The sequence below is a fragment of the Buchnera aphidicola (Cinara cf. splendens/pseudotsugae 3390) genome, from assembly GCF_900698845.1.
In the GTDB taxonomy this organism is placed as follows: Bacteria; Pseudomonadota; Gammaproteobacteria; order Enterobacterales; family Enterobacteriaceae; genus Buchnera_F; species Buchnera_F aphidicola_AM.
The window spans coordinates 20,880-43,261 of record NZ_LR217692.1 but is presented as its reverse complement, the minus strand read 5'-3'; the positions used below and the strand labels follow the sequence as shown (position 1 = coordinate 43,261).

The 22,382-nt window shown below is 26.4% G+C and carries 14 protein-coding genes and 4 tRNA genes; 14 read left to right on the top strand and 4 right to left on the bottom strand.

The window, feature by feature from the left end; genetic code table 11:
• The first annotated feature begins 62 nt into the window (after positions 1–62).
• Both dnaG and rpoD read left to right on the top strand, forming a co-directional pair.
• A complete protein-coding gene (gene dnaG / locus BUCISPPS3390_RS00190; protein WP_154060657.1) occupies positions 63–1,844 on the top strand; it encodes a DNA primase in 1,782 nt (593 codons plus the stop codon).
• A gap of 175 nt (positions 1,845–2,019) precedes the next feature.
• The gene (gene rpoD, locus BUCISPPS3390_RS00185; protein WP_154060977.1) at positions 2,020–3,861 is read left to right on the top strand and encodes an RNA polymerase sigma factor RpoD; all 1,842 of its coding nucleotides are present in this window, start codon (positions 2,020–2,022) and stop codon (positions 3,859–3,861) included.
• 817 nt (positions 3,862–4,678) lie between these two features.
• On the opposite strand, the gene argH is transcribed toward rpoD, so the two are convergent.
• From argH to BUCISPPS3390_RS00165, 4 genes are all read right to left on the bottom strand, one after another.
• Positions 4,679–6,061, bottom strand: coding sequence for an argininosuccinate lyase (gene argH / locus BUCISPPS3390_RS00180; protein WP_154060656.1), 1,383 nt, complete (start codon positions 6,059–6,061; stop codon positions 4,679–4,681).
• 41 nt (positions 6,062–6,102) lie between these two features.
• Positions 6,103–7,317 (bottom strand): argininosuccinate synthase, encoded by a 1,215-nt coding sequence (locus tag BUCISPPS3390_RS00175; protein WP_154060655.1) that lies wholly within the window; start codon positions 7,315–7,317, stop codon positions 6,103–6,105.
• Positions 7,318–7,337: 20 nt separating this feature from the next.
• Positions 7,338–8,132 (bottom strand): hypothetical protein, encoded by a 795-nt coding sequence (locus BUCISPPS3390_RS00170; RefSeq protein ID WP_154060654.1) that lies wholly within the window; start codon positions 8,130–8,132, stop codon positions 7,338–7,340.
• A 103-nt stretch (positions 8,133–8,235) separates the two neighbouring features.
• Complete coding sequence (locus tag BUCISPPS3390_RS00165) at positions 8,236–9,117, bottom strand: methylenetetrahydrofolate reductase (protein ID WP_154060653.1); 882 nt, start codon at positions 9,115–9,117, stop codon at positions 8,236–8,238.
• A gap of 781 nt (positions 9,118–9,898) precedes the next feature.
• Here BUCISPPS3390_RS00165 and BUCISPPS3390_RS00160 point away from each other — a divergent pair.
• From BUCISPPS3390_RS00160 to rpoC, 12 genes are all read left to right on the top strand, one after another.
• Positions 9,899–9,971, top strand: a tRNA-Thr gene (locus BUCISPPS3390_RS00160).
• Positions 9,972–9,978: 7 nt separating this feature from the next.
• Positions 9,979–10,060, top strand: a tRNA-Tyr gene (locus tag BUCISPPS3390_RS00155).
• A 2-nt stretch (positions 10,061–10,062) separates the two neighbouring features.
• Positions 10,063–10,136, top strand: a tRNA-Gly gene (locus tag BUCISPPS3390_RS00150).
• A 53-nt stretch (positions 10,137–10,189) separates the two neighbouring features.
• Positions 10,190–10,263 (top strand) — tRNA-Thr (locus BUCISPPS3390_RS00145).
• 235 nt (positions 10,264–10,498) lie between these two features.
• Positions 10,499–10,876 carry a preprotein translocase subunit SecE gene (gene secE / locus BUCISPPS3390_RS00140; RefSeq protein ID WP_154060652.1) on the top strand — a complete coding sequence of 126 codons (378 nt, stop codon included), beginning with the start codon at positions 10,499–10,501 and terminating at the stop codon, positions 10,874–10,876.
• Positions 10,877–10,888: 12 nt separating this feature from the next.
• Positions 10,889–11,431 carry a transcription termination/antitermination protein NusG gene (nusG, locus tag BUCISPPS3390_RS00135; protein ID WP_154060651.1) on the top strand — a complete coding sequence of 181 codons (543 nt, stop codon included), beginning with the start codon at positions 10,889–10,891 and terminating at the stop codon, positions 11,429–11,431.
• 69 nt (positions 11,432–11,500) lie between these two features.
• On the top strand, positions 11,501–11,932 hold the full coding sequence (gene rplK, locus BUCISPPS3390_RS00130) for a 50S ribosomal protein L11 (protein ID WP_154060650.1): 432 nt from the start codon (positions 11,501–11,503) through the stop codon (positions 11,930–11,932).
• 2 nt (positions 11,933–11,934) lie between these two features.
• Positions 11,935–12,624 carry a 50S ribosomal protein L1 gene (rplA, locus tag BUCISPPS3390_RS00125; protein ID WP_154060649.1) on the top strand — a complete coding sequence of 230 codons (690 nt, stop codon included), beginning with the start codon at positions 11,935–11,937 and terminating at the stop codon, positions 12,622–12,624.
• Positions 12,625–12,795: 171 nt separating this feature from the next.
• Entirely contained in the window at positions 12,796–13,287 is a 492-nt protein-coding gene (rplJ, locus tag BUCISPPS3390_RS00120; protein ID WP_154060648.1) for a 50S ribosomal protein L10, read from the top strand.
• 49 nt (positions 13,288–13,336) lie between these two features.
• Complete coding sequence (rplL, locus tag BUCISPPS3390_RS00115; protein ID WP_154060647.1) at positions 13,337–13,705, top strand: 50S ribosomal protein L7/L12; 369 nt, start codon at positions 13,337–13,339, stop codon at positions 13,703–13,705.
• Between the two features lie 236 nt (positions 13,706–13,941).
• Positions 13,942–17,973: a DNA-directed RNA polymerase subunit beta gene (rpoB, locus tag BUCISPPS3390_RS00110; protein ID WP_154060646.1), complete on the top strand. Its 4,032-nt coding sequence runs from the start codon at positions 13,942–13,944 to the stop codon at positions 17,971–17,973.
• A gap of 96 nt (positions 17,974–18,069) precedes the next feature.
• On the top strand, positions 18,070–22,302 hold the full coding sequence (rpoC, locus tag BUCISPPS3390_RS00105; protein WP_154060645.1) for a DNA-directed RNA polymerase subunit beta': 4,233 nt from the start codon (positions 18,070–18,072) through the stop codon (positions 22,300–22,302).
• Positions 22,303–22,382 lie beyond the last annotated feature (80 nt).

Genomic DNA, 22,382 nt, shown 5'->3' with positions numbered 1-22,382 from the left:
AATATTCAGACCGTCTATTATAAATAATAACGGTCACACAATTCAAATAAAATATATATACCATGATTAAAAAAATATACGGAAAAATTCCTCAGACATTTATTCATGAATTAATAGAACGCACTGATATAATAGAATTAATTAATAAATATATTACTTTAAAAAAATCTGGAAACAATTATAAAACATTATGCCCTTTTCACAATGAAAAAACACCTTCGTTTGTTGTTAGTCCACAAAAACAATTTTTTTATTGTTTTGGATGTGGAACACACGGAAACGTAATAGATTTTTTAATGAAATATGAAAAATTAGATTTTTTAAACAGTATTATTGAATTAACTACTTTAAACGGCATTAATATTTCATTTCTTCAAAATAAATGTGAATTTATAAAAAAATATTCTTATAAAAATAAGATACATCTTATACTGCTTCAGATATCTAAAATTTACATAAAAAATTTATTTAATTTACCGAACAAAGCGTACCAATATTTGATAAAAAGAGGAATTAATATAGCCACAATAAAAAAATTTTCTTTAGGTTTTGCTACGTCACATAATTATCAAATTACACGTTATATACAAAAAAAATACGCTAATAAATCTATTATAATGGATTGTGGTGTAACTATTCAAGATAAAAAACAGAAACTATGTGATCGATTTAAAGAAAGAATTATCTTTCCAATAAAAAATAAATACGGTTGTATCCAAGGTTTCGGAGCTAGAGTATTAGCTAAATACAATCATCCAAAATATTTGAATTCACCAGAAACAATAACCTTCCAAAAAAAAAAAAATCTTTATGGAATATATGAATTAACTTGTTATAACCCTAAACCCGAAAAATTACTAGTTGTAGAAGGATACTTAGATGTTATTTCTTTAGCACAATTTAATATTAATTATTCAATAGCTCTACTAGGAACAACAATTACACAATATCAATTAAGAATGTTATTTAAAATTAGCAAAAATATTATCTTTTGTTTTGATGGTGATCATGCTGGAAAACAAGCTAGCTGGGTTGCATTAAATTTATCATTAAATTTTTTATATGATAACTATACAATAAATTTTATGTTACTACCAAAAAATGAGGATCCTGGCAGTCTTATTATTAAAGATGGCAAAGAAAAATTTGAAAATAGAATTAAAAATTCTAAAACATTATATTCATATTTATTTAAAAATATTTCTAGTAACATGAATTTAAGCTGTATTAACGACTGTATAAAATTGAGTCAAATAACTATTCCTTTAATTAAAAAAATACCTAGTCGAACAGTAAAAATTTTTTTAAGAAAATTATTAGGAAATAAAATCGGAATACTAGACACTTATCAATTAAAAAAACTGATTACTATACCATACAACAAAAAAAATCAAAAAACATATAAACCATTCAAAATTACTACCATGAGATTATTAATTAGTCTGATCCTCCAAAATCCAAAATTAGCCCAAACCATTAAAAAAATAGAAAAAATTAAAAAATTTAATATAATTGGAAAAAAAATTTTAATAGAATTAATACAATTAATTTGTAAAAAAAAAATACTTAAAACAGGACACTTGCTCGAATTTTATAGATATACTCCATTAGAAAAGATTTTTAAATACTTAAGCACATGGGAATACATGGTTAAAAAAGATAAAATACACTCTCTAATACAAGAATTAGTACGTAATTTAAAAATACAACATTTAGAGTATCAATATAATCAATTAATTGCTTTAGAAAGGAAATACGGCTTAAATCTTATAGAAAAAAATAAATTGTGGCATATAAATAAAAAAATAATAAAAATTAAATACAATACATACCCATCTAATTAAAAAAATTATCTGATATTTAAAAATATTAAATAATTTATATTATAAGATAAATCGTAATTTATTGATATACGATAAAATGTATATTAAATATTATAAAACACAATTAATTTATACTTCAAAAATACATATTATTTACTTGTTAAACAAATCAAGCAACATAAACGGATGTCGTCCTATGAAGAAAAAACCAAAATCACAATTAAAAATGTTAGTTTCTCATGGAAAAGAACAAGGATATTTAACATATTCAGAAGTACACGATCATCTTCCAAATGAAATTACTGATTCTGATCAAATAAAAAATATCATCCAAATGATAAAAGATCTCGGAATTCATGTAGTGGAAGAAGCACGCGAGATAGAAGAAATTATTATTAATACAGAACCTACCGATACTGATGAAGAAACAGCAGAAGCAACTGCTCAAGTGTTATCAAATGTCGAAACAGAAATTGGAAGAACAACTGACCCTGTACGAATGTACATGCGAGAAATGGGTTCTGTAGAACTCTTAACCCGAAAAGGAGAAATAGATATCGCAAAAAGAATCGAAGAAGGAATTCATCAAGTACAATCCTCTATATCTGAATATCCTGAAGCAATTTTATATCTACTAGAACAATACACTCGAGTAGAATCAGGAGAAATCAGATTATCCGAATTAATTACAGGTTTTATAGATTTAAGCATAAAAAAAAACATATATAATACTAGAGATACTACATTAACTAATATATCCAAACATAAAACTGAAAAAAAAAAGAAAACTACATCAGTAGAAGAAGCAGTGGATGATTATAACCACATTGATCCTAAATTAGCACAAAGAAAATTCTTGCAATTAAAAAAACAATATCATACTGTCCATAACACTATAAAAAAAAAAAATAGAAATCATATAGATTCTATTACTGCCATTCATGAATTATCTGAAATATTTAAACAATTTAGACTAGTTCCAAAACAATTTAACTATTTAGTCAGAAGTATGAGGAAAATGATTAAAAAAGTTCGAATACATGAAAGAAAAGTCATGAAATTATGCACAAAAAAATGTAAAATGCCTAAAAAAAATTTTATACAACTATTTAAAGGGCAAGAAACTAGTAACTCATGGTATAATTTAGCTATTCAAAAAAAAAAACCATGGTCTAATAATTTATATATAGCACAAAAAAAAATACATCATAGTATAAAAAAACTACTAAAGCTAGAAAAAAAAACAGGATTAACTATTAAACAAGTAAAAGATATAAATAAAAAAATCTCCCTAGGGGAGGAAATGGCTAGAAGAGCAAAAAAAGAAATGGTAGAGGCAAATCTAAGATTAGTAATTTCTATTGCAAAAAAATATACCAATAGAGGATTACAATTTTTAGATCTCATTCAAGAAGGCAACATTGGATTAATGAAAGCAGTTGATAAATTTGAATATCGCCGAGGTTATAAATTTTCTACTTACGCAACGTGGTGGATACGACAAGCTATTACCAGATCTATAGCTGATCAAGCAAGAACTATTCGTATTCCTGTACATATGATTGAAACAATCAATAAATTAAACAGAATTTCTAGACAAATACTACAAGAAACCGGAAGAGAGCCTACGCCAGAAGAATTATCAGAAAAAATGTTAATTCCGGAAGAAAAAATAAGAAAAGTATTAAAAATTGCAAAAGAACCTATTTCTATGGAAACACCTGTAGGAGAAGATGATGATGCACATTTAGGCGATTTTATCGAAGATACTAACCAAAAATTACCTTTAGAATCAGCTACATCGGAAAGCTTAAAAACAATTACCAATGATGTTTTGTCCGGGTTAACAGAGAGAGAAGCAAAAGTATTAAGAATGAGATTTGGAATTGACATGAATACTGATCATACATTAGAAGAAGTTGGAAAACAATTCGATGTAACTCGTGAAAGAATTCGTCAAATTGAAGCAAAAGCACTTAGAAAACTACGTCATCCTAGTAGGTCAGAAATATTAAAAAGTTTCTTAGATAATTCTTAATCACATATTTGTACATAAAAATCAATAAAAAAAATTAAAATTTAATAAAATTAAAAATATATCAGTATGTACATAAAAACTAAAATACTATTATATTTTTAAAAAATAAATACACAAATTATATATATTATACAATCTAAACAATACTTAATCCTAAGAAATTACATTCATTAAAGTGATGATATATTAATAAAATAACATTTACAAACAACATACACAATAAATGATTTTATGTAGTTTATATCTATTAGGTGGATATATACCAATAAAAAAAATTATAAAAAATGTTTCATTATTATTAATTATAATAACATATCCAAAAAAAACCGTCTAACATTATTAGAATATACTAAATAATTTTATTTAATAAATTAAAAATATTATTTATAATAAAATAAATAACCTTGAAAATGTTCAAGAAAATAGAAACAATTATCTTTATATTTTACATAAAATTTATTTTTAATTAAAAATGATACTTTAAAAATCAATATATACTCAATATTCAGTTATTTATAAAAATCTTAAAATAATATTTTTTATTTATATAGATAATATTTACGTAATTACAGACCATAATAATAGTACCAAAAAACCCTGCTTTATCATCATAAATCTTAAGTGGTGTAAAAGATTTTATATATTATGCATATATATCATATATATTTATAAAAATTATACTAAAATAAAAAAAATTATATTCAAAATTTTTATATATTTAATATATTTTTTAATAACATCACGCGATATTTAAAATATCGCGTGATGTTAACAAAATATTTTTATCATAACATGTATTATAAAAAACATTCTTAATTTACGAAAGATGAAGTAAGCGTTTTTTTACTGCATCTAATGAATGTTTAATTTGTTCTGGAGATACTCCACCAATTGCATTTTTTCTTTTTAAACACGACTCTAAAGTTAAATGTTTATATACATCTTGTTCTATAGTCACGCAATATTTTTTAAAAAGTAATAAATCTAATTCTTCTAAATATTTATTTTGACGAATGGCTTCTACAACAATTTTTCCGACAATATGATGAGCATCCCTAAAAGAGATCCCCTTGACTACAAGATAGTCGGCTAATTCAGTAGCATTACTGTATCCTTCTTGTGCCAACTGTTTAGAACGTAATTTATTTAATTTTAAGTTATTTAATACAATACAACTCATATCTAAACATGTTACCCAACTATCTATTCCTTGAAATAGATATCTTTTATCTTCTTGAAAGTCTTTATTATAAGATAATGGTAATCCTTTTAACAGAACTAAAATAGAAAACAAAGAACCATATACACCGCTGCACTTACCCCTTATTAACTCTAAAACATCTGGATTCTTTTTTTGCGGCATTAAAGAAGAACCAGAAGTTATAGAATCAGATAATTCAATAAAATTAGCTTCACCAGAATTATAGAATATTAAATCTTCTGAAAAACGAGACAAATGCATCATACTAATCGCTGCTGCAGATAAAATCTCTATAATAAAATCTCGATCAGATACACTATCCAAAGCGTTTTTTGTACAATTAGAAAAATCCATAAGCAAAGCTAATTTTTTTCTATTAATATCCCAGGAAGTGCCAGCAATGGCTCCACAACCTAAAGGGGAAAGATTCAAATTCTGAATTACATGTAAAATTCGTAGTCGATCTCTTTCTAACATTTCAATATATGCTAAACACCAGTATGAAAATGTGATTGGTTGCGCTCTTTGCAAATGTGTGTAACCAGGAATGATAGTATTTTGATGTAAATATGCTTGATTTAAAAAAATACTCTGTAACTTAACAATTTTTTTTAAAATAATCTTTGATTTTCTTTTACACCATAATTTTAAATTTGTAGCAATTTGATCATTACGACTTCTACCTGTATACAATTTTTTTCCAATAGAACCAATTTTATTGATCAATAATTTTTCTATCCAACTATGTATATCTTCTGCATCTGATTCTACTATTTTCTCAGTATTATTAGCATATTTGTTTAAAATCCAACATAGTGTTTTTTCTATTAATTGTTGTTCTTGATTGGTTAATACTTCAACATCTAATAATATTTTTGACCATGCTATAGAAGATTTTATATCGTCCTGTATTAAACGATAATCAATGTGTAAAGAATTGTTAAATTTTTTAAATTTTACATTAGATGCTTCCGTGAATCTTCCACCCCACAAAGACATATATTTACCTCATTCAAAATATAACATTAACACATAATATACTATTTTTTACTGTTTAAAGCTCGAATACGTGACGATAAAGAAAACAAACGAATAAAACCCTGTGCATCTAATTGACTATAAACGTCATCTTGACTAAAAGTAGCATATTCCTTAGAATATAATGTATTTGGTGATTTTCTTTGTAAAACTGTTACGGATCCTTTATATAACTCTATTATTACTTCACCTGAAATATTATCTGATAAGACTTCAGAAGATTGTTGAAGCGATTCTCGAACCGGAGTAAACCATTTTCCGTCATATATTATAGAAGACATATCTAAAGATATTTTATTTTTCCAATGCATACTATCTCGATCTAATATTAATTGCTCCAAACCTCTTAAAGCATAGTATATGATTGTACCACCAGGAGTTTCATAGCAACCTCTAGATTTTATTCCGACTAGACGATTTTCTATCATGTCAACTCGTCCAATAGAATGTTTACTTCCTATATCATTAAGTTTTTTTAAACATTTGTATGCACTTAAAGATTTATAATTAACTTGTTTCACATAACCTTTCTCAACCAACAAATGAACTCTTTCTGGTTTATCAGGTGCGTCACCAGGATTCTTAGTCCATACCCAACAACTATCATCAGGAGCATTCCAAGGATTTTCTAAAATTCCCCCTTCGGTGGACACATGAAATATATTTTCATCACGACTATAAATCTTTTCTTTAGTTACACTAGTAATAACTTTTTTTTCAAGTACATATTTTAAAACATCTTCTCTAGATTTAAATTCCCATTCTCTCCACGGAGCTATGACAATTAAATCAGGATTAAGTGCAGCATACGTTAATTCAAAACGAACTTGATCATTTCCTTTACCAGTAGCTCCATGACTTAATCCAATTGCATTAATTTTATTAGCAAAATCTACTTGAGCTTTAGCAATTAAAGGTCTTGCAATAGCAGTACCTAAAAAATATTGTCCTTCATAAATAGAGCCCATCTTTAACATAGGAAATACATATTGCTCTACAAATTCATTTTTTAAGTCGGCTATGTAACAGTCAGATGCTCCGGAGCTAATAGCCTTTTCTTTAATATTATACAAATCTTGACGAGATTGACCAATATCTGCAACGAATGCAATTACGTTAAAGTTATAGTGATCTTTTATCCATGGTATAATAGCAGAGGTATCTAATCCCCCAGAATAAGCTAAAACCACTGTTCTTTGAGTATTATCTTTCTTCATATAGTTATTAACCTATTATATTATTCTATAATTCTAGTCCCAATTGATCGTCCTTCAAATAAATTCAGTAAATCATGTGGATTATGCCAACTAGCTATCTCAACTGATTTTTTTAAATATTTAGATACTATCATAGCAGATTGTAATTTAATAATCATACCATCAGTAACTATACCTGCATTACATAAACTATATACTTCTTCACAAAAAATAGTAGGAATTCGTTGTCCTTTACCATTTAAAACAGCATGCACATCAGTTAATATAATTAAACGACCGTTAAATATAATAGTTAATATCATGGCGACTACATCAGAATTAATATTAAAAAAATTACCTTCTAAATCTAATCCAGAAGAACAAATAAAAGGAATAAAACACTGACTTAAAAAAAAGGAGATAATTTTTATATATTTTAATACTTCTTTTTTGTTTTGATTTAAAAATTTTTTAATAACTGAATACTCGTTACTTAAATTTCTTAAATAACTAAAAAAATCTGGCAAAAACATACTATATCCTGCAATATTATATTTTTTGGACCAAGCTAACAAGCGTACATTAACTATATTTGGTATAATAGAATATAATAAATTTTTAGTATTTAATTGTTTAAATAAACAAAAATCATTATTCCGCGCATATAAATCAGACTTAGAAAAAATAAAATTACTATACATTCTGCTGCCATTAACTAATATTATATTGGTATTAGTTGATGTACTATATATATTTAATTCTTTAAATAAACGTTGAATGGCATTGTTGCTATGTAATAATATACCACCTATTTTGACTACTAAAGGACCGTCCATTATTCAAACCTTATATTTAATACTTAATATTAAAGTTTATAAAATTTATTTAGCAAAACATTAAATATTACATATTAATTAACACAATAAAATTATTCATTAACTAGATTAAACCTAATTGATGACAAATCTTAAAACTTAAAGTAGATTGATTTAATGTATATAAATGAAAATTTGTAATACCTTCTTTATATAAACTAATAATTAAATTGACAGCAATTCTAATACTTAAATCCATACATTGTTTTAAATCATTTTTATATTCATCAAAAGCACTAAAAATCCATTTAGGTACATAAACATTATTCAGACAAGAAAATCTTTTCAATTGATTAATATTTAAAATTGGTAATATTCCTGGAATTATAGTAATTGGTAAACCAATATTAGTACAATTATCACGAAATTTTAAAAATTTTTCTACACTGAAAAAGAACTGTGTAATAGCTTTTTTTACACCTAAATCTGCTTTATTTTTTAAATTAATCAAATCTTCTTGTATATTACGAGATTCAGGATGTAATTCAGGATATGCTGCTACTAATATTTCAAAATCATGTATTGACAGCAGTAATTTAATTAAATCATTAGCATATATTATTTTTCGAGAATATTGATCCGGTAAATCACCACGAAGAGCAATAATATGTTTAATGCCGCAATCCCAATACTTACAAGCAATATTCTTTATTTCTGATTGATTTAAACCAATAGTTGTAAAATGTGCAAATACATTCACTTTAGTTAGAGCACGAATTTTTTGTACAACAAAAAATGTTTTGTCTCGATTTTTTGCATGTATACTATTTGTAACCGAAAAAAAATCTGGACGAATTTGATTTAATACGCATATTGAATTTAATAATTTTTTTTCTAATTTACTATTTTGTGGTGGAAAAACCTCAAAGGAAACTTTGATTTTATTTTTTAAATGATATGATTCATAATTATATGGCTTATTACTGTCTTTAATTATATATATCATATATACCCTAATTATAATTATTTAAAATCAATATTATTATAAAAAATAAAGAACTGTTGTTATTTATAATAATACCTAAAAATATGGTGTATGAAACTAAACATAATGCACTTATTTCAAATAACTGTAATAACAGTTATAAACTATGTAAGAAAAAGAAATATAACTACAATTTATATTTAAAAAAAATTAATTAAAATGAAATTTTAAAAAATATATGTATGATGCCATACAAAATATTATATTTATATACAAATACAATATAGATGTTATTTTACTCTATTAATAATATCTATTGATAAATATTCCTAACATATATATAAAAATAAAACTAATATATTTTATTTAAATTTTAAAATACTCTGTATTGATTAAAAAATAAAAAAATAAAAATCAAATCCTTCCTATTAATAATTATAACATTTATTAAACTATTTAAACACTTGAAATATATTTACATATTTAATATAAAAAATTTTTTTTATTTAACATATATATATTTTTTTCATTTAAAATAAATAAATCTTCTGAAATATAATTTGATTATCATAAAAATAACTGAAAAATTTCTTAATTTTGCAAACATCATCATAATCTAAAATAATTATATTTTTATAAAAAATATGTTATAATTAAAAAAATTTTTTTAGGAAACAATTAAATTTAAAAATTTTTTTAATAAAACTTGTTATTTTCATTAATATAAACTAAAATCAATATTGAGTTACATCAATTTATTTATAATAATAATTATTAGTTTACGTGATGAACTAGTTTTCAAGCCGGCTTAGCTCAGCAGGTAGAGCAACTGACTTGTAATCAGTAGGTCACCAGTTCAATTCCGGTAGCCGGCATAATAAAGGTGGGGTTCCCGAGCGGTTAAAGGGAGCAGACTGTAAATCTGACGTCATTGACTTCGTAGGTTCGAATCCTACTCCCACCAAAAGCGGGCATCGTATAAAGGATATTACCTCAGCCTTCCAAGCTGATGATGCGGGTTCAATTCCCGCTGACCGCTATATAAAAACATCTATTATAGATAAAAATTTTCTATACAATAAATAAAGATCACGCTGATATAGCTTAGCTGGATAGAGCACATCCTTGGTATGGATGAGGTCCCTAGTTCAAATCTAGGTATCAGCAAAAATAAACATTTATCACATTCTTTATAAAATTTTTCACAAATCAAACACAAAAAATACGTCCTTCATGCCCTACTTATGTTTAAGTATCCAATATGTCTGTATGATGAATAAATCAATACTCATATATTGAAAAAATTTAGTTTTTATTAAATATAAAATTTTTAATAATAAAATAGATAATTATATTTAATACAATATATTTATATAAATATACTTACACGAGCGCTATAATTATGCATATTCATAAATTATATAACATATACACTAAATATACAGAAAAAATCAAGTGGCTATGTATAACAATAATTATTATTTGCATGATATTAAATTATATTTTTTTTATTCATCAGTATTCTAAAAATATAAAAATTATATTTTTTGTTATATACCACATACTATTATTTAGTATATTTTTAAGTACATTTATTGGAAAAAAAACAATTATTTTTGCAAAAGATGTAAACATGGAATTATCAAAAATAATATGGCCTACTTATAAAGAAACATGTAAAACAACTAGCATGGTGTTATTGTTAATAACGTTAACATCTATATTTTTATGGATATTAGATGGAATTATACTTCATGCTATATCTTGGATACTAAGATAGAGGTTATAAAAATTGTGTGTAGATAAAAAAAAATGGTATGTTTTACAAGCTTTTTCAGGATTTGAAAATAGAGTAGCACAGTCAATACTGAGTAATGAAAAAATAAAAAAAATGAAAAATATATTCGGAAAAATAATCGTTCCTTCCGAAGAAGTTATCGAAATAAGAAAAGGAAAAAGAAAGAAAAGTGATTATAAATTTTTTCCAGGATATATTTTAATTGAAATGATTATGAATAATTACAGTTGGCATTTAATTAAAAGTTTACCGAAAGTACTAGGTTTTGTAGGTAGTACATCTGAAAGACCGACTCCAATGAGTAATCATGAAATCCAAATTATTTTTAAAAAATTAAAAAAAATCGGTAATAAACCTAGGCCAAAAAAAATATTTGAACCAGGAGAAAATATTCGTGTTAATGATGGACCTTTTTCAGATTTCAACGGAACTGTTGAAACTGTAGATTACGAAAAAAATAGATTAACGGTATCTGTATCAATATTTGGACGTTCTACTCCTGTAGAATTAGATTTTAGACAAGTTGAAAAATATTAAACAAAAATAAAACAAGATTATGAAACTAGTTAACAAACATTATACACATGTCTAATAAAGAATATAATAATGAACAAAAAAATTACATCTTATATAAAATTACAAGTATTATCCGGAATGGCAAATCCTAGTCCTCCAGTAGGTCCTGCATTAGGACAAAAAGGCGTTAATATAATGGAGTTTTGTAAAAATTTTAATTTACAAACTTCTAAACTAGAGAAGGGAATTCTTACTCCTGTAGTTGTTACTGTATATTCTGATAAAACATTTACTTTTATTATTAAAACACCACCTACTTCTGTTTTACTAAAAAAATGTTTATCTATTAAACATGGATCAAAAACACCTAAACATGAATTTGTAGGAAAAATTACAAAAAAACAAATATATGAAATTGCAAAACAAAAAATGATAGATATGACTGGGTCAAATATTGATAAAATAGCAAAAACTATTGAAGGAACCGCTATATCAATGGGAATTACAGTAATACAGGAATAATTATGACAAAAATATCAAAAAAAAAAAAATTCAATCAAAAACTAAGAAATCAAAAAAATACTTATACTATTCAGTCCGCAATAAAAATATTAAAAAAAATGAAATCTGCTAATTTTATAGAAAGTGTTGATGCTGCATTTCATTTAAATATTAATCCTAAAAAATCTGAACAAAATATTCGTGGATCTATATTACTCCCTCACGGAACTGGAAAAAAAATAAAAATAGGCGTATTTACTACAGGAAAAAACATAGAAATAGCAAAAGAATCTGGTGCTGATTTTGTAGGTATGGAAGATCTAGCAAGTATTATACAAAAACAAAAAATTATATTTGATTTAATAATTGCATCACCAGAAACTATGGAAATAGTAGGAAAGTTAGGACCTATATTAGGACCTAAAGGTATTATGCCTAATCCAAAATTTGGAACAGTGACAGATAACATCAAACAATCAATACAAGAAGCGCGGAAGGGAAAGGTAAATTACCGAAACGATAAAAGCGGTGTTATACATAGCAACTTCGGAAAAATAAATTTCTCTGAAATTCATTTGTGTGAAAACTTTTTAACATTATACAATAATATTAAACAATCTAAACCTAATCAATTAAAAGGAGTTTTATACAAAAAAATCAGTATATCTACTACTATGAGCCCAAGTATTTCTATTAATTATTTAACTCTATAAAACCTAAGATTGTATGTAATAATTACTAATATTGTTATATAAAATAACTCATTCAAGATTAACTATAATGTATAACTATAATCATAAAAAATAAAATATTCCTATTCTTACATTTATAACATAAATTATTTATAATTATTTATAAACATTATAATAAAATAGGATAAACAAATGGCGTTACATAGAAATAAAAAAAGAGAAATAATCAAAAAAATCAATAATATTGCAAAAAAATCATTATCTATAATTACAGCTAATCCATCTAAAATAGAAGTAAATAAGATTAACAAATTACGAAAAAAATCTATATTGTTAAATGTAAAAATATATGTAGTAAAAAATACGCTTCTACAAAAATCTTTAATAAAAACAAATTTTTCTAAACTTAGAAATACATTAAACGGACCAACTTTAATAGCTTTTTCTTTACAACATCCAGGTAGTGCTAGTCGATTATTCATAAAATTTAATAAAAAAAATCCTCATTTTAAAATAAAAAATGCAATTTATGAAAATAAAATACTTAATTTAAAAGAAATAAATGATTTAGCTTTACTGCCAACACACGCAGAAGCTATTACAAAATTTGTATTATTATTAAAAGAGATATCATTAGGAAAATTTCTGCGATTACTTCACCAAATTACACGTAAATCAAAATAAGAGTCAACACTTTTTTCACATATTTTTGACTATTTTAGGAATAACACTAATGTCAATTAATAAAGAAGAAATTTTACATAAAATTTCTGAAATGCCAGTAAAAGAAATTATGGAATTAATTTCCATGATAGAAAAAAAATTCAACATATCATCTAATATTCCTTTAAATACTGCCGACAATCCTATTGAGTCAACTAAAGAAGAAAAAGTTTCTTTTAATGTTAAGTTACAAACAATAGGCTCTAATAAAGTTTCGATTATAAAAATAATACGTAGTACTACAGGATTAGGATTAAAAGAATCTAAAGATTTAGTAGAATCTGCTCCTACAATTATCAAAGAAAATATAACTAAAGAAAGTGCAGAAAATATATGTAAAATGTTAATAGAATCTGGCGCTACAGCAGAAATCAATTAAAACAAAATTAATGTTTAAATTTATTAAAATAAACACAATATACCAGTGACTGGTGATTATTAAGTCACCAGTTCGTTACCTCACACAAATATAATCTATTCATAGTATTATTTATTTGTATAAAATATCATAAAAATTAAAATCAATTTTTAATTTTCATTAATATTTATATTTTAAATACATTAAATATAACAAAGATTTTTTATTTTTATAATAACATATACATTGGGAAGATAATGGTTTACTCTCACACTGAAAAACAGCGTATACGAAAAAATTTTGGTAAACAACAAAAAATTTTAGAAATTCCATATCTTTTATCTATTCAAATTAATTCATTTAAGAAATTTATTCAATCTAAATCAAAAGAAAATCAAGGACTAGAATCTGCTTTTCAATCTATTTTTCCAATTCGAAGTTACAATGGATGCGCTGAATTACAATATGTATCTTATAAACTAGGAAAAAAAATATTTGACATGCAAGAATCGCAAGTTAGAGGTACAACATACTCAGTTCCATTAAGAGTAAAACTAAGATTGATTGTTTATGAAAAAGATTCAAAAAATACCATAGTTAAATATATTAAAGAACAAGAAGTATATATGGGTGAATTGCCGTTAATGACAAAAAACGGAACATTTATTGTTAATGGAACAGAAAGAGTAGTAGTCTCTCAATTACATAGAAGTCCTGGTGTTTTTTTTGATAGTGATAAAGGAAAATCGCATTCATCAGGAAAAGTATTATATAATGCAAGAATTATACCATATAGAGGATCTTGGTTAGATTTTGAATTTGATCCTAAAGACCATTTGTTTGCAAGAATAGATCGCCGGAGAAAAATTCCAATCACAGTTATATTACATGCTTTAAATTTTAGTACTGAAAAAATTCTTGAAAAATTTTTTAAGCACGATATTTTTCGCATAAAAAAAAACAAAATAACTATAGATTTAGTTCCAAAAAGATTATTAGGACAAATAATACCATTTGATGTTATAAAAAACAAAAAAAAATATTTTAAAAAAGGTACACGTGTAACTAATCAACATATCCAAGAATTTAAAAAAAACAATATTACTTCTCTTCATGTTCCTCAAGAATATATTTATGGAAAAATAGTTAGCAAAAACTACATAGATCCGAATACAGGATTAACCTTTATTGCTGCAAATACTAAATTAACTAAAGAAGATTTTAAAAAAATAAAAAAATTTAATTATAAAAAAATATATGTTTTATTTACTAATGATCGTGATCATGGATCATATATTTCAGATACACTACAAATTGACGCTACTAAGGATAGACATACTGCTTTAATTGAAATATATAGAATGATGAGACCTGGAGAACCACCAACTAAAGAAGCTACAGAAAATTTATTTAATAATTTATTTTTTTCTAAAGAAAAATATGATCTATCACCGGTAGGTAGAATGAAATTTAATAAATCACTTTGTCGCAGTACATCATATGGATCAGGAACCTTAGACGAAAAAGATATAGTAGATGTAGTGAAAAAACTAATAAAAATACGTAATGGAAAAGGAGAAATTGATGATATTGATCATTTAGGAAATCGTCGTGTTCGATCTGTTGGAGAAATGGTAGAAAATCAATTTAGAATAGGACTAATTCGAGTTGAAAGAGCAGTACGAGAAAGATTGTCGTCAAGTGATTTAGAAATGTTAATGCCACAAGATATTATTAATGCTAAACCTATTTCTTCTGCAATTAAAGAATTTTTTGGATCTAGTCAATTATCTCAATTTATGGATCAAAATAATCCATTAGCTGAAATTACACACAAACGTAGAATTTCTGCTTTAGGAGTTGGAGGATTAACACGAGAACGAGCTGGTTTTGAAGTAAGAGATGTACATCCTACCCATTACGGAAGAGTATGTCCAGTAGAAACACCAGAAGGACCAAATATAGGATTAATTAACTCTTTATCTATATATGCTAGAACTAATCAATATGGATTTCTAGAAACACCATATAGAATAATAAAAAAAGGAATAGTCACATGTGAAATAAAGTATCTATCTGCTATAGAAGAAGGTAGTTACATTATTGCACAGGCAAACACAAAAATCAATAAAAAAGGTAAATTTTGTACAAACTTTATAACATGTCGTCATAAAGGAGAATTTGGTTTATTCCATAAAAAACAAGTACAATATATGGATGTTTCTACTCAGCAAATAGTTTCTGTCGGAGCATCATTAATACCTTTTCTAGAACATGATGACGCTAATCGAGCACTTATGGGTGCAAATATGCAAAGACAAGCTGTCCCTGTAATGAAGTCAGAAAAACCATTAGTAGGTACTGGTATGGAAAGATCAGTAGCTGTAGATTCAGGAGTTACTATAATTGCCAAAAGAAGTGGTTTAGTACAATATGTAGATGCTTCAAAAATTATTATAAATGTTGATCACGCGGATATTACTTCATATCAATCAGGAATAGATATATACAAATTAAATAAATACATTAGATCCAATCAAAATACCTGTATTAATCAAATACCATGCGTAAATATTAATGATACCATAAAAAAAGGCGATGTTCTTGCTGACGGACCATCTACTGATTTAGGAGAATTAGCTCTTGGGCAAAATATGCGCGTAGCTTTTATGCCTTGGAATGGATATAATTTTGAAGATTCTATTCTTATTTCTGAAAAAGTAGTAAAAGAAGATCGATTTACATCTATTCACATTCAAGAATTATCCTGTATATGTCGTGACACTAAACTAGGAATTGAAGAAATAACTGCTGATATACCAAATGTAAGCGAAACTGCTTTACTAAAACTAGATTCTTCAGGAATTATTTATGTAGGTGCGGATGTATCAAGTGGAGATGTACTAGTAGGAAAAGTTACACCAAAAGGGGAAACTCAATTAACACCAGAAGAAAAATTATTAAGAGCTATTTTTGGTGAAAAAGCTTCGGATGTAAAAGATTCATCATTGCGAGTACCTAATGGAGTTAACGGAACAGTTATTGATGTACAAATATTTACTCGTGATGGAACGAAAAAAGATCCACGAACACTAGAAATAGAAGAGATGCTTTTAAAAACAGCAAAAAAAGATTTTAATGAAGAATTAAAAATTTTTGAAATAAATATTATTACTCGAATAAAAAACATATTAATTAATTCAAATATATCTATAAATAATTTTAATACCACATCATTAGATGATTATTTTAAAAAAAAAATACAATACACAAATCACATAGACAAAGAAATAAATACATTAAAAAATCAGTATCAAAAGTTAAAACAAGATTTCGCAAAAAAAATAAACGAAAAAACTAAGAAAATAAAACAAGGTGATGAATTATCACCAGGAATTTTGAAAATTGTAAAAATTTATCTAGCAGTAAAAAGAAAAATACAACCCGGAGATAAAATGGCAGGACGACATGGCAATAAAGGAGTTGTTTCAAAAATTAATCCTGTTGAAGATATGCCTTACGATAAAGACGGTATACCAATAGATATAGTTTTAAATCCATTGGGTGTTCCATCACGTATGAATTTAGGTCAAATTCTTGAAACACACTTAGGTCTAGCTGCAAAAGGAGTTGGAGATATTATAAATAATATGATCCAAAAAAACAAAAAAATTTCAAAAATTCGTCAATTTTTACAAAAAGCATATGATCTTGGAGATAATACATATCAAAAAATTGATTTACATGACTTTTCAGATAAAGAAATATTAAAATTAGCAAAAAATTTAAGTAATGGCATGCCAATGGCCACTCCAGTATTTGATGGAGCAAAAGAAAAAGAAATAAAAAAATTATTAAAAATGGGAAATTTTTCTACCTCAGGACAAATTACTTTATTTGATGGACGTACAGGAGAAAAATTTGAGCGAAAAGTAACTGTAGGGTACATGTATATGTTAAAACTAAATCATTTAGTAGATGATAAAATGCATGCAAGATCAACCGGTTCATATAGCTTAATTACACAACAACCTTTAGGTGGAAAAGCACAATTTGGTGGACAAAGATTTGGAGAAATGGAAGTATGGGCTTTAGAAGCATATGGTGCATCACATACATTACAGGAAATGTTAACAGTAAAATCTGATGATGTATCTGGAAGAACTAAAATGTATAAAAATATAGTTAGCGGAAAATATAAAATGGAACCAGGAATGCCGGAATCATTCAATGTTCTCATAAAAGAAATACGTTCCTTAGGAATTAATATTGACTTAAACAATGATTAATGTAAAAAATTTCTTTTTTAATACTCAATCATAGATATAAATTTTTATTATCATCCTATTTTACTAACTATTTATATATTTTATAAGAAATAATCCATGAAAGACATATTAAAAATCTTTAAAAAAAAAAATAAAATTGAAGAATTTGATTCCATTCAAATTTCATTAGCATCTCCAGAAATTATACGATCCTGGTCTTTTGGAGAAGTCAAAAAACCTGAAACAATAAATTATCGAACTTTTAAACCGGAGCGTGATGGATTATTTTGTTCACGTATTTTTGGACCTATAAAAGATTATGAGTGTTTATGTGGAAAATATAAACGTTTAAAACACAGAGGTGTAGTGTGTGAAAAATGCGGTGTTGAAGTTACAAAAAGTACAGTTCGTCGAGAAAGAATGGGACATATTGAACTAGCTGCTCCTATTGCACATATATGGTTTTTAAAATCATTACCTTCTAGAATAGGTCTATTAATAGATATACCCTTGAGAGATATAGAAAGAGTATTATATTTTGAATCATATATTGTAATAAATTCTGGAATGACTAATTTAGAAAAATATCAAGTACTATCCGAAGATCAGTATATACAAGCAATAGACGAGTTTGGGGATGATTTTGAGGCAAAAATGGGTGCAGAAGCTATACAAAAGATTTTAAAAAAAATGAATTTAAAAAATATTTGTTTAAAATTAAAAACAGAACTACTTAAAACTAATTCCGAAACAAAAAGAAAAAAAGTCACAAAAAGAATAAAGCTCATTGAGTCTTTATTAATTTCTAAAAATAAACCAGAATGGATGATTTTAACTGTATTACCTATCTTACCTCCAGATCTAAGACCTTTAGTTCCCCTAGACGGTGGTAGATTTGCAACTTCTGATTTAAATGATTTATATAGACGAGTTATTAATCGAAATAATAGATTAAAAAGATTATTAGAATTATCAGCTCCAGATATAATAATAAAAAATGAAAAAAGAATGCTACAAGAAGCAATTGACGCACTATTAGATAACGGAAGACGCGGTCGATCTATTACAGGTTCAAATAAAAGACCTTTAAAATCTTTAGCTGATATGATCAAAGGAAAACAAGGTAGATTCAGACAGAACTTATTAGGAAAAAGAGTAGATTATTCTGGTCGTTCGGTAATTACCGTAGGTCCATATTTACATTTAAATCAATGCGGAATACCTAAAAAAATGGCTTTAGAATTATTTAAACCATTTATATATGGAAAATTAGAACAAAGAAATCTCGCTACGACTATTAAGTCTGCGAAAAAAATGGTAGAACAGGAAGAACCAGTTGTTTGGGATATATTAGAAGAAATTATTCATAAACATCCTATTTTACTAAATCGAGCACCTACATTGCATCGATTAGGTATACAAGCGTTTGAACCTATTTTGATAGAAGGAAAAGCAATACAATTACACCCGTTAGTGTGTGCTGCATACAATGCTGATTTTGATGGAGATCAAATGGCTATTCATATTCCATTAACAAAATCAGCTCAAAAAGAAGCGCGATTATTAATGATGTCAACTAAAAATATATTATCTCCAGCTAATGGGGAACCTATTATTGTTCCATCTCAAGATGTAATTTTAGGTATATATTATATGACACGAAAAAAAATCAACGGAAAAGGATCTGGCATGTTACTCTCTTCTTCTAAAGAAGCTGAACGTATGTATGCTTTAGGATCAGTTGATTTACATTCTATCGTTAATATCCGTATATCCGAGTACGTTAAAAATAATGATAACAATCTAATAGAACAAAAAAAAATCATCAGAACTACTATAGGTAGAGCTATTTTTTGGACTATTATACCTCCAGGATTACCATTTAAGATAATAAATAAAACATTAAAAAAAACCGATATATCTAATATTTTGAATATTTGTTATCGAGTATTAGGTTTAAAAGAAACAGTTAATTTAGCCGATCAAATTATGTACATTGGATTTTCATATGCAGCAAAATCTGGTGTTTCTGTTGGAATTAACGATATTATTATACCAAAAAACAAAAAAAATATTTTATTAGAAGCAGAAAAAGAAGTTGCGGAAATACATAAACAATTTCAGACGGGATTAGTAACTTCAAGTGAACGATATAATAAAATAATAGATATATGGGCTGATGCAAATGAAAATATTGCAAAAGCTATGATGAAAAATTTGTCACATGATATTTTTTATAATAAAGATCAAACGGAAACAAGACAAAAATCCTTTAACAATATTTTTATTATGGCTGATTCTGGGGCAAGAGGTTCTGCTGCTCAAATTAGGCAATTAGCTGGAATGCGAGGACTAATGGCAAAACCTGATGGTTCTATCATAGAAACACCAATAACAGCAAATTTTAGAGAAGGATTAAACGTACTACAATATTTTATTTCTACTCATGGAGCAAGAAAAGGATTAGCTGATACTGCCTTAAAAACTGCTAACTCAGGTTATTTAACTAGAAGACTGGTAGATGTAGCGCAAGATTTAGTAGTTACAGAAACTGATTGCAAAACTCGTGAAGGAATTTTAATGAGTCCATTAATTGAAGGAGGGGATGTTAAAGAACCTCTTAGAGAAAGAGTTTTAGGACGTATAACTGTAGAAGACATTTATTACATAGACTCTAAAAAAATTTTAATACCACAAAATACATTATTAAATGAAACATGGTGTAATATTTTAGAAAAAAATCACATAGAGACAATTAAAGTAAGATCAGTCGTACATTGTGAAACAAATTTTGGAGTATGTTCATACTGCTACGGACGTGATTTAGCTAGAGGAAAATTAGTTCGTAAAGGAGAAGCAATAGGTGTTATTGCGGCTCAGTCTATTGGTGAACCGGGAACACAATTAACTATGCGTACATTTCATATCGGAGGAGCTGCTTCAAAAGTAGCTTCTGAATCTAGTATTCAAATTCGTAAAAACGGATTAATTCATTTAAATCGAGCAAAATCTGTAATAAACTCAGATGGAAAAATTGTCATAATTTCTAGAAATGTTGAATTAAAAATGATAGATAAAGCAGGAAAAACACAAGAAAGTTATAAAATACCATATGGATCAATTTTAACAAAAGGAGAAGGTGAGAAAGTTAAATCCGGAGAAATAATTGCACGATGGGATCCACATACCATTCCCGTAATTACTGAAGTAAGCGGATATATTCAATTTATTGATATTATTGACGGACAAAGTGTTATAAAACAAACCGATGAATTGACAGGTTTGTCTTCTATTGTCATTCTCGATACATCAGAAAGAAATATACAAGGAAAAGATTTAAAACCTTCTTTAAAAATTATTGATAAAACAGGTTCTGATATATTTATACCCGGTACCGATATGCCGGCTCAATATTTTTTACCTGGAAAATCAATTGTGCAATTAGATAATGGAATGAAAATATCTTCAGGAGATACACTAGCTCGAGTTCCTCAAGAATCAGCAGGAACAAAAGATATTACAGGAGGTTTACCACGAGTAGCGGATTTATTTGAAGCTAGAAAACCTAAAGAATTAGCCATTTTAGCTGAAATTAACGGAATTATTTCTTTTGGAAAAGAAACAAAAGGAAAAAGAAGATTAGTTATAACTCCTCCAGACGGAAATAACATTTATGAAGAAATGATACCAAAATGGAGACAATTAAATGTTTTTGAAGGAGAAAGAGTCGAAAAAGGAGACACTATTTCTGATGGGCCGGAGTCTCCACACGATATCTTAAGATTAAGAGGTATACAAGCTGTTACTAACTATATAGTAAATGAAGTACAAGAAGTATATCGCTTACAGGGTGTAAAAATAAATAATAAACATATTGAAGTTATAATTAGACAAATGTTACGAAAAGCTACCATAATAAATTCTGGTGATTCTAATTTTTTACCAGGTGAACAAACAGAATATTCCAGTATTATGTTAGAAAACAAAAAACTTATAGCTAAAAAGAAAAAAATAGCAAGATTTTCTCGTGATTTACTTGGTATTACAAAAGCATCTTTAGCTACTGAATCATTTATTTCCGCAGCATCATTTCAGGAAACTACACGCGTGTTAACAGAATCTGCTGTAGCTGGAAAAAAAGATAAATTACGCGGATTAAAAGAAAATGTAATCGTTGGTAGATTAATTCCAGCTGGAACAGGATATAAATATCACAAAAAAAGATTAAAAACAAAAATTAAAAACTCCTCACAAAGACAAAAAAATACTGCATCCATTAGTCCTGAAGAAGCAGCAGCAAATTTATCCGAATTGTTAAATTCTACTGAAAAAATTAACAATAATTTATAATTATATAATTCGAGCTGATTGCATAAACAGCTCGATATTTTAAATTATATTAAAATATATAAATAATATTTATATTACCA